Below are 11,570 nucleotides of genomic sequence, written 5' to 3' on the forward strand. Positions count from 1 at the left end.
AAATATTTTGAGGAAAAATGCAATCTTAAAAGAAGTAATGATTGGATCCTAGCCTAGAAAAAAGATAGTCGTCAAAATGCCTTTCACTTACTATCCTGCTGACGACAAAAGTTTTGCTATTGTTCGCCCTTTCTGCTTCTTCAATAAATCGTGAATGTCCCTGCAGCGGACCTTCTTTCACAACTTCGATCCTCCCTTTTTTGAATTCAAACATATCTGGCCTTTCAAGCATGGCAACTGCAAATACGTCTGGCAGATCGAACTTTCCAAATCTTTCAATGGGATAATGTAGCAATGAACTGGTTATCTTTGCTGCCTTGTTCTTCCTAGATCGAAGTAGTCTTGCTACGAATGTGTCGTCCACAAGATATCTTTTTGTCGTATCCAAACCTACAACATTCATTTTGGCTCCAGAATCCATTACGATTTGTGCGGCGGCCGGATCGCAGTAAAAGTTGAATTCTGCATATGGAGTTATGTTCCCATAAACATCCTTGCTTGCCAGACCATATGCGCCACCCATCACGTATATGCCTGAAAGAGAATCGACTATGGAAGGATCCGCGGCTATTGCCTTGGCAACATTGGTAAGAGGACCTGTTGCGATTAGCGAAACCTCTCCTTTTCTGTAATTTTTCAGAGTTTGGGAGATAAAGTGCGGTGCACCATCACGTCTTAGAAGAGATTCGTCATATTCGAGCTTGATGTCACCTAACCCGCTTTTTCCATGGATATGCTCTGTATGAACTAATTTTTTCCCAGAGGAGAGAGGTCTTAGCGCTCCCTGAATCACGGGTATCTTGTTGGCATGTTGTTGCCTGCCCACCGCCTGAAGTATTCCAAGTGTGTTTAGCGCCGCTTTCTTTGATGATACATTACCGTGGACAGAGGTAATTCCAATAATCTCAATATTGGGAGACTGCAAAGCAACAATTATTGCTATGGCGTCGTCTATCCCTGTGTCCACATCCATGATTATGATTTTTTTACCAGACATAATGGTTTAGCCTATGATGATGTTCTTGCTGCTTCTAAATAAGTCACTGTACCTCAATCACGATCTGGCTAAACAGTGTACGAACTCGTTTATCATCCATCATATTCTTTATCTCATCATAATTTGGGCTTCCTCTGGTTTCTTGCTTGGTCGTTTTTAATGCCGCAGCTACATTTGCCATAAATAATGACTCAATATCATCAAATCCTTTGATCTTAAACGCGCTCAGAGCGCCTAGAAGCGTATCGCCAGCACCAACGCTGCTAACTGGCTTCAGGCCAAACTGAGCAAGGTCCAAACTTGGTATTAGCGCCTTCTTTTCATTCCAGCATAATATGCAACCTTTTCTTCCCAATGTAACAACAACTCTTTTGCCACCGCCAAGCTTTTTGGATAGCATCACACATGCCCGCATACCGTCTATTGCGGTAGTAGATGATCCTGTCAGTGCTCTGGCCTCTTGTTCATTTAGTGTAATCCAGTCTATCAATTTCATATGTTCATAGAGGGCCGACAATCCATGACTTGTAAGCAGCGAAGGCGACCAGATCAGAGTCTTATTGTCATTTTGCCGGCCCTGCTCTAAAAGAGCAGAGGCAACATCAAGTGGCGGATCTATAATAACAATGGTGCTCACCTGCTTGATCGCATCCTGCATCATACGATTGTTTATGACATCAGGCGCTATCATCTGGTTTGCTGCTTTGTATGTCAAGATCATATTCTCGCCCTTTTTATCCACTATGACGTACGCCTGACCAGAGCCGGCCTCCTTGTGTCTCAATAGGCAGGATGTGTCAATCCCTTCGCGTTTGAGGATAGCATTATGCCTCTCGGCTAGATCGTCTAGACCAAGCATGCCCAAAATCTGAACTTGGTAAGCACCCAAAATTCTGGCTGCGGCAACTGCAGTATTTGCGCCCTTGCCCCCGGGGACAGAGATAATCTCTCTTGCATGTATCTCCTGACCCGCCTTTGGCAGCTCATCTACGAATACTATGGTATCCCAGTTTATTGCTCCGCACACGAGCATACTTGGCATTGACAATAATGAGTAAAGAGAGATCATCAGGTTTCTTAAATCTTCATTCTTTTCTCATATGCGTCCGATAACAACAAAAGAGCTCATGGCAGTGTGAAAGGTTAAAGTATTTTTGTCGGCTAGCTTGGTTATGGCAAGATCGTTTGATGACTGGTGGAGAACTGTTCCAGCTGACTTGAAGACAAAGGCTCGCAAGGGCGACGAAGCAAACAAACCGTTGCTCAACCAGATAAACTATGTCCTTTTGCATCTTCACTTGGCTGGCAAGCACGACCTAAAGCCGACCCATGAAGAGCTGAAGGACTGGCTGCACAGCGGGCAGGTTGATGTACTAAGGCTAGGTAAATAAATAGAAGAGGAATGTAAGAGGCAGGCTGAAAAAGTCCCTAGTCCTTTTTATGAAAGACTAATGGAAAATACTACGAGAACTGTATATCTAGGCATGTGATGCATGCGGTGGTGGCTGTCCTCCTTTTGCCAGAGATTCATCAAACGTCCCGGCAGCTTTTTCATGGAACTCTAGATTCGACTGGTCTACCTTGACAGCCTGTGGCGGGCAGACAGAGACGCATGCCATGCACCATATGCAATCATGTTCCCTTATTGGGTCTGATTTGTCTGTGTAATCTTTTCGCTCTTCTTTGACCATACTGCCTGTACCGGCACTAGTGGCATTGGCCATCTGTGCTGCGGGAACATCATTTTCTGTTCTGTACCATTGGAAGACCTGAACAGGGCATGCTTCTATGCAACTACCATCTGCTATGCAGGAATCCCAGTCAACTGCAATCATGGTGCCATGCACTCCTAATGGTACTAGCTCTTCGCCTCTAGCTTGGTAGGCTGCTTTCACATTTTCATTCTCTGCTGCTTCGGTGCTTCTTCCTGGTCCCCATACAAAATGATAATGCTCTCCATCGGAATGTTTATGCTTGCCAATGACTTGATGATTCTTTGGGAATTCAGAATCGATAGGCACGGCATATCTTTTGCATCTCATTGTTATTACGAATTACATTTATGCTAACCAGAATACATTTTCTATTGAAATAACTAATTAAAATTTCATCTCTGAAATAATATGCGCTCATATGTTTTTGTAGGTAGGACTCAGAATTCAAAGTCGAGGCATATTAACAACTGATAATAATATGTTATGCCGCGCCAGTACTATTTATGATAAACTTGGCTACTAGAATTGCAGACAATCTGGAGCCCAGAAAAGATTCAAAGCCAAGAGTGTGTTTTATTTGTGGAAGAAAATACAAGACAGAGCCTGCGTTCAAGGTACATATGCAAATGAAGCATAATGATGGTCAATAAGCATTGTAATAGCAAATGTCAAAGTGACAGGCGCTGCCGGATTGTGTATTATTGTTATTACCTATGATGCCGCAGCTTAAAGTATAATATGGCGACGCTTGACCAAGAATTTCGCAAAAGAGCTGGCGAAACTATTGAAAACTATCTGCGTATACTCAGCGGAACTTTTCCTAATAGGCAGAATCTTGCCGACACTTGGAGGTATGAGCATGAAGATGACTTTATGTATGGACTAGTTGTAGGTCAGCTTGACGGTCTGATAGTGGGATATTTTAGAGGCATTTATGACAGAGCGCCTACAGATGAAGAATCCCAAGAAATTAAAGGAATAGTACAAGCTTATGTACAGCAGATAAAAGCATTGGTTGACCAGCTCAAGGCCAAGCGTGGCACACTGGCAAGCTGAGGTTGCTGCTAGATTATGGTCGAAAGGTTGATACGATATGAAATAAACACGCATAGATGCATAAACTGCGGTACACATGCATGCTCCTGTGGTATGTGCACTCAAAGCAGTCCTAGGACAGGCATCGGCTAAAACAGCGGGCATCAACCTGAATCTAGGAGAAAACAAAGCTTGCTGCGACAGGCGGCTATTCATAATAAGGATACCAGTGTAGAACAATTCGCTAAGGGGTTAGGGATCAGGCTAGACAAGCTTGTTGTTCTCAATGAAAAAGACTGTATCAAAATCAAGCCTAAAGGCTGGCTTGAAAAGAAAGAATGGCGCGAAATTAACGACATACTAAGAATGCAAGGGTTCAACTGGTTAGCTAACGATAAAAATAGCTGCTGGATAAAGACATGATATGTCCTATTTTTACATACGTGGCAATTCGGCGACTTCCTGCTCATGGGTAAAGTGTTCAATCTTGTTGCACAGTTTCAGGAGCTTGCGACCCTTCTCGGTTGTCCTGTACAACTGTTCCTTTTTGTCATAGTCAAGCAGACCTTTTTCATTCATTATCGTTAAGTAATCTTTTAATTGTCCATAAGACAGAAAAGCCTTGTACATTATCTTGCTCTTAGTAGCGCCGCCATTGTTTGCAGCTTCTAACATCTGCGCAACAATGTCAATTCTGCTTCTATATTTCATGTCATTTGTTAAATTTGACATTTAATAGCGTTTTGAGATATCATTCTGCAATAAAATTCCCGCTGTTGGCAAACACGATTTGGCAGCAAAAAACAACCGACACTCGTCAGGACTAATAGACAAGACTCAAAAATCTGCTGGTTGCAGGTCAGGGCATGGGCGAGCGGGAGATGCGTAATCATTGTTATATCAACCTACAACCATGCAGATTAGCTTTTCTGCATCAAGCAACGAGTACGAGATAATAAAGAGAGATGATGGCAAGCTACTATAGTTTTCTCTAGAAGATACACGATAGGATATCATCACAATCGTATAATTACACCCCCAGAATTGGGAATTAGCTAAATGCAGTCTGGGCGTAATAGCATTATGGTGCTAGATGATGAATCTGAACTGGTGACGCTATTTAGCACCATGCTAAAGAAGAACGGATACGACGTGGCTGGCTTTACTAGCCCAATTGAAGCATCAGAGGATTTTAAATTCAACCATGATAGATATGCACTTGTAATATCTGATATTCGTATGCACCAAATGAATGGGTTTGAAATTGTAAGAAATGTCCGAAGTGTAGACGACAAGATCAAAGTGATTTTAATGACTGCCTTTGAAGTGCAGAAGCAAGAGTTTGAGAAGGTCTTTCCAAAAACAAAAGTTGATGAATTTATTGAAAAGCCGATTCCCTTGTCCAAGTTGGTGCAGATAGTGTCAAAATACGCTGGTACGATGCAGCCACATTAGAGATATTCTTTTGCCGCTAGAATCAAGTAGCATGTGAGCTACACCAGTCACCACGATGGATGCAACAGGTCAATAAAAGATTCCACGGCTTGAAATCAATAGAATCGTTGCTGATTCAATTACCTTGAAGAAGACCCCTAAGGATGAAGGAAACGAATTGTACCAGACATCATCATTGGATCTGCAATATAACCCATTGCAGAAAATATCTTACCCTCTTATATCCAAACAGAGCAAGGGATCTACCAAAAAAGACGACAATATGTTGGTGAGTATGTCTCTCTATATATATCCTATGTTGTATAGCAGAATTCATGGACGCAAGTCAAGCCGAACCACGCCATGAATGCAGAGTATGTGGCCGAATGTTCAAGACGCTTGAAGACCTTATGATGCATAATCGAGAGGCTCACGTAGGATGCACAACAGCCACAACGACAGGGCAGGCAATGTAAAATAATGTCAACTACCTACCTAGATCATCGTTGAATTCTTGGAAAGCATACTTGTCACTAGTCTGGAGGCAGCTCCCATTTGCTGTTTGAAATCAGTGCTATGCTAATTACTTCTGACTTGTCTGGACTGATTGGATTCTTTTTGTAGTATGCTAGTTTGTCGGTAAGCAGTTTAACCGCATGCCGAAATTCATTTGTGTTAGGGTTTATCACCTCCGCTCTACCTCTGAACATTATCCCTTTCTTTGCAGATTTAGAATACTCATCAACGACTATTGATATTGACTTATTTTGCTGCATGTTGCGGAGCTTTTTAGTTCCCTTAAATGTAGTAAGATAGAACTTACTATTCTTATTATCGAAGGCATAGATTATTGGAACCACATGTGGTGCATTTCTTTCATTATCAATAGTTGCAAGTCTTGCTACATTCATTGAATTTAGAAATTGTACATCTTTGTCTTCTAGCTTAAGCATTGAAGTTGTTGATGAAGACATAGATGATATTGAAAAACAAACTATTAAAGTAGATTAAACGTTAAGTAGTTCTACCTTCTGCCACAATGACTTGTGTGCCTTCTTCTTGAAAAGAAAGAGTTTTGTGTAATAGTAACTCATAGCTTGCACAGAAGAGCAACATGAATAACTGATATTCGACACTATCCCAAGTGATCCTCAATTTAACTCATATTTATGCTTTAATCTTAGGTTTGGCTGGAACAGAAATGCAGACAATCGATGAACAACCAGAGATAAAAATATCAACATGACAATGCAAATTTTAAGTTGCTAAATACTATCCGGTGCCTTTATGTACATATGGTGATATCTGACAAGCCGAGAGTTGGCAAGGCGCAAAAGAAAAAATGGATAGACCTTATCAACGAATCAGTCCACTCAAGCGATGATATTGATATTGGCGATATAGATGCGGTCAGCCGCGACTTTGTTGTAGTAAAGAGAGGATTTGTAAATGTTCACTATTATTACATCCCAATGGGAAAAGTTGAAGGCTGGGATGGTGATGTGCTATGGCTAAAAGTGCCTGAGGAGTATGTCAAGAGAAATTACGAGCGTGATATATTGCCTGACCCATCGAGGTATTACATGAAGGAATTCCCTGGTTATACCGCTGTCTTTCCAGAAGTAGAGGTGATTTTGCCAAAATACACAACACCAGTATACACAGCAAAGCACACAACCCCTGAAGACTTTCGTGTGTACCTCTGCGAACTATGCCGGACAGCATTTGATACAGAAGACGACCTGAGCCAGCATGTAAGTACTACTCATTGAGTAATATTATATGACAGCAGAGCCAACGTCTCTAGGTATTGGAATAGTAGTAGCAAGTCTAATGGCATTTTTTCTTTGGGTTCGCAGAAAATTGAGAAGATGCAAGACAGAAAGAAAAACCATTAGCAATCGCAAAATAATAGAAATCAAAAGCAATACAACAACTAGTTAGAGTGCCGTGGACTACTCCAGGCAGGTGTTAAGCCGAAACTTAACCCTTACCTGTTTCATCCACGGCAGATATTGTTTAGTCTTTATGGTAAATTAATGGAGTATAACATTTTTCATGCTGATATGCTTTTGCTATTCAAAAAATAGATCCTTACTTTATACTATTATGACCATGTGCACTAGCAATGCCAAGAGGAAGAAAGTTGTCCAGCAGGACCAGAAGGCAGGTAAGCCATCTTACAGAACATACACAGAGAGTCGACGACCGTTGAATTTTGCTCCATAGGTCTCGCATCTGTATACTTCAGATATTTTGGACGGTCTTTCAGTTGATAAGGTTGCAAGTTGCACAATATACTACATGAGAGATATAGCGTAATACAATATGCATCCTACTCGTTTGCAATGACATATAAAAGTAGTAGCAATGACGTCAGCGCAATATTGAACTTGTCTTGTCTCAGGCTTTCTTCTCTGAAATGCTTTAAAATTATGTGATTCGATGAAGAATGGCGAAGAAGCAGGAAAAGGACGAAGGAGAACAAAAGGTCAAAGTTGATGGCACAGTAGTCAAAGTCAAGACACTGCCGCCTAGTAAAGTAAGGCCTGCATACTACAGTGAGACATGCGATATATGTCTTCTTCTCCCAAGCCAGCTAGATATCTGGAAGAGCATAGAAAGATTGACCATGCCAAGAAGGTATCTTCAGCTGCATAAATAAAAGCTGAATCTAAAGCAGGGTGCTCTTGGAAAGCTCTGCCTTCAGACCTGCTTCTTCAAAGCACCTTAAATTGATACTAACTAGATGCGTCAATGTGCTCATGCACGGGCGATGTGGTGACTAGCTAAGCTCAAGTAATCTTTTCTGACAGACAAAATATGATAACCAACTTTTATGGAGCAAGCTAGTTGGGTCTAGCCTCTTTAGTCAAAACCCAGCGGTTTGGAGTCTCAGCAAGCGTGGATATTTCCATCTTGATATGGCTTTTGATTGCCGCAGTAGTGTATTGCTCCACCGTTCCTGATGATGTCCTTGGTTCCAAATTCCAGTGCAGGCAGAGGACAGTCTTGCTGGCCACCTGATTGCATACAAAAGATGGCCCTACCAACACACTCCTTAGGATACTGGGATTCGTACGACGACAAACTTGCCATGATCATCGAAGAGCCCTACTCACAACTATTTCTGACGATAGTCGTGGTGTACCTTATCTGGCTCAGGACTATCATTTATGCAAGAAATCACCATGACCACAAAAAGAAGAAGAATGCGAGCATTAATTAATGATGATAATAATAACAATAACTGGCTGCGGTACTCAAGACTTTTGGCAATATCCGATCCAGATAGAGCCTGCCACGACAAAGCAAATTAACTTGACAGCCTTGTCATAATAATACAGTGCAGAACTGCCATTACTATCATTACCGCCTTTTAGCCACATCCTTTTTTGTTATTATTATCATTCTTGCAGCCAGCAATCCTGTTTTCTTGTATGCGCAGACTGACGAAGATCAACAAGATTTCTTTCTTGCGGGCGATCAAATAAGCGGAACGTACACTAACCCGCAACAGGATCTTGAAATTCAGCTGCCACAATGATAGAGCGGTCTTAGATTGTTGGGCGTTGTAATGGCAAGCCCTGACGGACTTGAACCATGGAAGCACCCAGCATCGATGCAGGCAGCCATGATAATTGTTGAATTTGATAGAGACATACTGGTAGAGGCAGGCGTAACCGTCCAAGAATCGTTCTCGCAAAGGTATCCTTTGGCGTGGATGGGACCGACGGTATGAATGAGTTGCCATAATTGCTGTTGATAGAGTCCTAGAGCCACCCTACGTTGTAACTGTTGATGGCAACCCGACAGACTTTTTTGTATTGGAAGACGAGATAGGAGGAGAGAATACGGTGCAGGTTAATTACCAACACGGCTCACGCGAGATCGTGATAACTGGAACAAACGTTGTGCCCGAGTTTCCACTGCACGTGGTCGGGGCAATTGCTGAAGCGATAGGAATAATGATTGTTGCAATTCTCACGCGGAGTACGTTATTATCCAAGAAAACCTACTAGCGAGCCTACTGCTGCTACTGCCAATCGTCATCTAGTTTATGACTTGCGGGCGAAGCGATAGAGTTACATGCTTGGCCGCGTGGTCATATTGCTCTAGCCAATTGGCGTAGGGCTGACGGAGTTCCCGGCAAAAATGATGTATGCACTCTGCAAAAGACAAGCATAAGGTAGTTAACCGGCACGGCAAAAAACCATATTGCCGGATGCCGATAGAGTTCAGCAGGCAGGCGCAGCAGGCGTTCAGCCCCGAGTTCAAGGCGCGGATAATGCAGGCATACGCCCTGTTCCCAGAACTTCAGAACAAAACAATAGCCTGCGGCCTGCTAAAGAGGCGAGGCTGGGTGCAGGGGACTGCCATTGGCTGGGCCAACCCTCCCGTTTTCCGCCTGCAGCCAAACGTCTCTGTCTACACAATAGCGCACGAGCTGACGCACCTCGTTCAGGGAGATGGCTCCGGGATACCTCACGGCGAAGTCCCGTGCGACATCTGGACCGTGGACAAGCTGCCTGCAGAGCTCTTGGATCAGCGGCCGTACTACCTGTTGAAGAATTCAAGGTGCGACTGGAAAAGGCACAAGCTTGCTATCAAGGATCTGTGCAGGCAGGCGATAGAGATCAGAAAGACCCAGCGGATGTACATTGTGTGGCTGCGCAACCAGATCAAAAAATTGGATTCGCCTTATAGAAGCAGTTGATATGTCAGCAGGACTACACATCAGTAGTTAATTAACATGGGTACATCGGTATTGGCGATGACCAAGATATGCGAAATTTGCAAGGAGTCGTCAGAAACGGTGATTGAGTTCAACAGCGTCCCATCGTGTGCGGCCTGCTTCAAAAACAAAATCCGGCTTTTGGCCGAAGAGAGCTGATCAAACTCTCTAACGATAGAAGCAGGGAATAGAATTTTATTCTATAACACTTGGGCGGTAATCTTATATCCAGACAGCCATTGCTATAGAGTCTGGAGATTTGGGATGCGGAACCGGCAAAAAGATGAAATCATGAGGGATATCCTGTACAGTGCGCAGGGCGGAGCTGGCATCACCAAGATAATGTTCCATGCGTACCTAACCCACGGTCAGGCCAAGGAGTATACGCAGCTGCTGATAAAAAGCGGCCTGCTCGAGCAGGATCTCGAGACAGGATCGCTCAGGCAGTTCCGCACTACGCCAAAGGGCATCGAGTATCTGGGTGCCGTCGAAAGGATGTCCGATATGCTGGCGATAGAGACCCGGCGTGCCGCAAAGCCTGATGATGCTTCTCCCCTATCTCTACTTTAGTATGTCCTGTTTAGCTTCTCTTACCAGCTCTTCGCGCAGCATCTGCAAGTGCTTCTGCTCATCCTCTTTAATCGTGCTCCATAGCTTGGCTAGCTCGGGCTTGTTGTCCTTCTCTGCGTCGCGCATGTATTTTTCAACCGACGAGTACAGGAAATCCGCCTTTTTTTCAAGCTGACTTATTATGTTGAATGTCGAGTCTTCAAGCAGACCACTCTGCTTTGTTGTTGCTGTTTCTGTCATGGCCGGTATGGGGCACAAAGGCTAAAAAGAGTTACACGATCTGCGTTGCAAGCTTGAGCGCGCCCATGACTGTGTGCTCCTCCGCTTGAAAGCATTTGATCTGCCTCTTCTCCAGCTCCCTGCTTGTAAAAGGGCCTATCGATACCACCTTAGTGAGCTCGTCTAGCTGCAGAAGACTACCTGAGGCGGCTGACACTATGCCCATTATCTCAAAGAACGAGCTGACGTTTGAAGCACTCGTGAAAATGATCGCGTCCACCTTTTTCTGCCGCAAAAGACTGGCAAATTCATGCCAGACCGGCGTTATGGTAGCGCTTGTGCGCACGTTGTAGAGCAGGACTTCGTCGACTTTAATCCCAAGGCGGCCAAGCGCCTCTGAGGCATACTCGTTTGCAGCGCCGCTCCGGGGGATGATTATCTTTTTCCCAGCAGGCTCTTTTATCGACGACGACAAGAGTTCGACAAGCCCAGCCGACGAGAATTTTTCTGGCACGAGCCCGACCTTTACGCCCCGCTCTTGCAAGACCTCTTTTGTCTTTGGTCCGACTGCTATTACCGTGGTGGACTTGAGCGCCGACAGCACCGCTTCATTGCCTGCAAGGTCAAAGAGCACGCTCACCGCCTGAGGGCTCATGAACGCGCAATAGTCGTGTTTTTCCTTTCGTAACTTTTCTAGGAATTCTTGTCCAACCTCTGCCTCCTTGGGCACTATCTCTATGGTTGGGAGCGCTATTGGCCTGCCTCCCTGTTTGCTCACCAGCTCTGAAAATTCTTTTGCGTCGCGCTCACTTCTGGTGATTGCAATGATCTTGTTTTTTAGCAGCCCCGGCATACCCCGGTCGTC

At 44.0% G+C, this 11,570-nt stretch carries 18 protein-coding genes; 11 read left to right on the forward strand and 7 right to left on the reverse strand.

What is annotated here, in order from left to right; all coding sequences use genetic code 11:
• Positions 1-25: 25 nt before the first annotated feature.
• Both NGAR_RS12180 and NGAR_RS12185 read right to left on the reverse strand, forming a co-directional pair.
• Positions 26-997, reverse strand: coding sequence for a nucleoside hydrolase (locus NGAR_RS12180; RefSeq protein WP_015020049.1), 972 nt, complete (start codon positions 995-997; stop codon positions 26-28).
• A gap of 43 nt (positions 998-1,040) precedes the next feature.
• Positions 1,041-2,039 carry a PfkB family carbohydrate kinase gene (locus NGAR_RS12185; RefSeq protein ID WP_228369363.1) on the reverse strand — a complete coding sequence of 333 codons (999 nt, stop codon included), beginning with the start codon at positions 2,037-2,039 and terminating at the stop codon, positions 1,041-1,043.
• A 112-nt stretch (positions 2,040-2,151) separates the two neighbouring features.
• Here NGAR_RS12185 and NGAR_RS12190 point away from each other — a divergent pair, with 112 nt between their 5' ends.
• On the forward strand, positions 2,152-2,388 hold the full coding sequence (locus NGAR_RS12190; protein ID WP_015020051.1) for a hypothetical protein: 237 nt from the start codon (positions 2,152-2,154) through the stop codon (positions 2,386-2,388).
• An 87-nt stretch (positions 2,389-2,475) separates the two neighbouring features.
• Here the strand turns inward: NGAR_RS12190 and NGAR_RS19110 are convergent, their stop codons facing one another.
• Positions 2,476-3,018 carry a 4Fe-4S dicluster domain-containing protein gene (locus NGAR_RS19110; RefSeq protein WP_148681409.1) on the reverse strand — a complete coding sequence of 181 codons (543 nt, stop codon included), beginning with the start codon at positions 3,016-3,018 and terminating at the stop codon, positions 2,476-2,478.
• Between the two features lie 432 nt (positions 3,019-3,450).
• Between NGAR_RS19110 and NGAR_RS12200 the strand changes: the two genes are divergently transcribed.
• The gene (locus NGAR_RS12200; RefSeq protein WP_015020053.1) at positions 3,451-3,768 is read left to right on the forward strand and encodes a hypothetical protein; all 318 of its coding nucleotides are present in this window, start codon (positions 3,451-3,453) and stop codon (positions 3,766-3,768) included.
• A 171-nt stretch (positions 3,769-3,939) separates the two neighbouring features.
• Positions 3,940-4,170 (forward strand): hypothetical protein, encoded by a 231-nt coding sequence (locus NGAR_RS12205; RefSeq protein ID WP_015020054.1) that lies wholly within the window; start codon positions 3,940-3,942, stop codon positions 4,168-4,170.
• Between the two features lie 12 nt (positions 4,171-4,182).
• On the opposite strand, the gene NGAR_RS12210 is transcribed toward NGAR_RS12205, so the two are convergent.
• Entirely contained in the window at positions 4,183-4,458 is a 276-nt protein-coding gene (locus NGAR_RS12210) for a winged helix-turn-helix domain-containing protein (protein ID WP_015020055.1), read from the reverse strand.
• A 372-nt stretch (positions 4,459-4,830) separates the two neighbouring features.
• Here NGAR_RS12210 and NGAR_RS12215 point away from each other — a divergent pair, with 372 nt between their 5' ends.
• Together NGAR_RS12215 and NGAR_RS19415 are read left to right on the forward strand one after the other, a co-directional pair.
• Positions 4,831-5,202 (forward strand): response regulator, encoded by a 372-nt coding sequence (locus NGAR_RS12215; protein ID WP_187147493.1) that lies wholly within the window; start codon positions 4,831-4,833, stop codon positions 5,200-5,202.
• Between the two features lie 314 nt (positions 5,203-5,516).
• On the forward strand, positions 5,517-5,657 hold the full coding sequence (locus NGAR_RS19415) for a C2H2-type zinc finger protein (protein WP_148681410.1): 141 nt from the start codon (positions 5,517-5,519) through the stop codon (positions 5,655-5,657).
• Between the two features lie 57 nt (positions 5,658-5,714).
• On the opposite strand, the gene NGAR_RS12225 is transcribed toward NGAR_RS19415, so the two are convergent.
• Positions 5,715-6,155 carry a pyridoxamine 5'-phosphate oxidase family protein gene (locus tag NGAR_RS12225; protein WP_148681411.1) on the reverse strand — a complete coding sequence of 147 codons (441 nt, stop codon included), beginning with the start codon at positions 6,153-6,155 and terminating at the stop codon, positions 5,715-5,717.
• Positions 6,156-6,476: 321 nt separating this feature from the next.
• Here NGAR_RS12225 and NGAR_RS12230 point away from each other — a divergent pair, with 321 nt between their 5' ends.
• From NGAR_RS12230 to NGAR_RS12250, 6 genes are all read left to right on the forward strand, one after another.
• On the forward strand, positions 6,477-6,953 hold the full coding sequence (locus tag NGAR_RS12230) for a hypothetical protein (RefSeq protein WP_015020058.1): 477 nt from the start codon (positions 6,477-6,479) through the stop codon (positions 6,951-6,953).
• Between the two features lie 1,268 nt (positions 6,954-8,221).
• Positions 8,222-8,410, forward strand: coding sequence for a hypothetical protein (locus tag NGAR_RS12235; protein WP_015020061.1), 189 nt, complete (start codon positions 8,222-8,224; stop codon positions 8,408-8,410).
• A gap of 348 nt (positions 8,411-8,758) precedes the next feature.
• Positions 8,759-8,923, forward strand: a complete 165-nt coding sequence (locus NGAR_RS17735) for a hypothetical protein (protein ID WP_187147494.1) — start codon at positions 8,759-8,761, stop codon at positions 8,921-8,923.
• An 85-nt stretch (positions 8,924-9,008) separates the two neighbouring features.
• Positions 9,009-9,203 (forward strand): hypothetical protein, encoded by a 195-nt coding sequence (locus tag NGAR_RS12240; RefSeq protein ID WP_015020063.1) that lies wholly within the window; start codon positions 9,009-9,011, stop codon positions 9,201-9,203.
• A 140-nt stretch (positions 9,204-9,343) separates the two neighbouring features.
• Positions 9,344-9,898, forward strand: a complete 555-nt coding sequence (locus NGAR_RS12245; RefSeq protein ID WP_015020064.1) for a hypothetical protein — start codon at positions 9,344-9,346, stop codon at positions 9,896-9,898.
• Between the two features lie 282 nt (positions 9,899-10,180).
• Positions 10,181-10,486: a winged helix-turn-helix domain-containing protein gene (locus tag NGAR_RS12250; protein ID WP_015020065.1), complete on the forward strand. Its 306-nt coding sequence runs from the start codon at positions 10,181-10,183 to the stop codon at positions 10,484-10,486.
• On the opposite strand, the gene NGAR_RS12255 is transcribed toward NGAR_RS12250, so the two are convergent.
• Both NGAR_RS12255 and NGAR_RS12260 read right to left on the reverse strand, forming a co-directional pair.
• Positions 10,478-10,726 carry a hypothetical protein gene (locus NGAR_RS12255; protein ID WP_015020066.1) on the reverse strand — a complete coding sequence of 83 codons (249 nt, stop codon included), beginning with the start codon at positions 10,724-10,726 and terminating at the stop codon, positions 10,478-10,480. The genes NGAR_RS12250 and NGAR_RS12255 overlap by 9 nt on opposite strands.
• A 31-nt stretch (positions 10,727-10,757) precedes the next feature.
• Positions 10,758-11,558, reverse strand: a complete 801-nt coding sequence (locus tag NGAR_RS12260; protein WP_015020067.1) for a uroporphyrinogen-III synthase — start codon at positions 11,556-11,558, stop codon at positions 10,758-10,760.
• Between the last annotated feature and the right edge of the window lie 12 nt (positions 11,559-11,570).

Source organism: Candidatus Nitrososphaera gargensis Ga9.2 (assembly GCF_000303155.1).
Classification (GTDB): Archaea; Thermoproteota; Nitrososphaeria; order Nitrososphaerales; family Nitrososphaeraceae; genus Nitrososphaera; species Nitrososphaera gargensis.

What these genes read in the sequence shown, in the direction of transcription:
- NGAR_RS12180 (WP_015020049.1), bottom strand. Translation starts at nt 997, where the DNA reads ATGTCTGGTAAAAAAATCATAATCATGGATGTGGACACAGGGATAGAC.
- NGAR_RS12185 (WP_228369363.1), bottom strand. Translation starts at nt 2,039, where the DNA reads ATGCCAAGTATGCTCGTGTGCGGAGCAATAAACTGGGATACCATAGTA.
- NGAR_RS12200 (WP_015020053.1), top strand. Translation starts at nt 3,451, where the DNA reads ATGGCGACGCTTGACCAAGAATTTCGCAAAAGAGCTGGCGAAACTATT.
- NGAR_RS12210 (WP_015020055.1), bottom strand. Translation starts at nt 4,458, where the DNA reads ATGAAATATAGAAGCAGAATTGACATTGTTGCGCAGATGTTAGAAGCT.
- NGAR_RS12215 (WP_187147493.1), top strand. Translation starts at nt 4,831, where the DNA reads ATGGTGCTAGATGATGAATCTGAACTGGTGACGCTATTTAGCACCATG.
- NGAR_RS19415 (WP_148681410.1), top strand. Translation starts at nt 5,517, where the DNA reads ATGGACGCAAGTCAAGCCGAACCACGCCATGAATGCAGAGTATGTGGC.
- NGAR_RS12225 (WP_148681411.1), bottom strand. Translation starts at nt 6,155, where the DNA reads ATGTCTTCATCAACAACTTCAATGCTTAAGCTAGAAGACAAAGATGTA.
- NGAR_RS12230 (WP_015020058.1), top strand. Translation starts at nt 6,477, where the DNA reads ATGGTGATATCTGACAAGCCGAGAGTTGGCAAGGCGCAAAAGAAAAAA.
- NGAR_RS12235 (WP_015020061.1), top strand. Translation starts at nt 8,222, where the DNA reads ATGGCCCTACCAACACACTCCTTAGGATACTGGGATTCGTACGACGAC.
- NGAR_RS17735 (WP_187147494.1), top strand. Translation starts at nt 8,759, where the DNA reads ATGGCAAGCCCTGACGGACTTGAACCATGGAAGCACCCAGCATCGATG.
- NGAR_RS12245 (WP_015020064.1), top strand. Translation starts at nt 9,344, where the DNA reads ATGCACTCTGCAAAAGACAAGCATAAGGTAGTTAACCGGCACGGCAAA.
- NGAR_RS12250 (WP_015020065.1), top strand. Translation starts at nt 10,181, where the DNA reads ATGCGGAACCGGCAAAAAGATGAAATCATGAGGGATATCCTGTACAGT.
- NGAR_RS12255 (WP_015020066.1), bottom strand. Translation starts at nt 10,726, where the DNA reads ATGACAGAAACAGCAACAACAAAGCAGAGTGGTCTGCTTGAAGACTCG.
- NGAR_RS12260 (WP_015020067.1), bottom strand. Translation starts at nt 11,558, where the DNA reads ATGCCGGGGCTGCTAAAAAACAAGATCATTGCAATCACCAGAAGTGAG.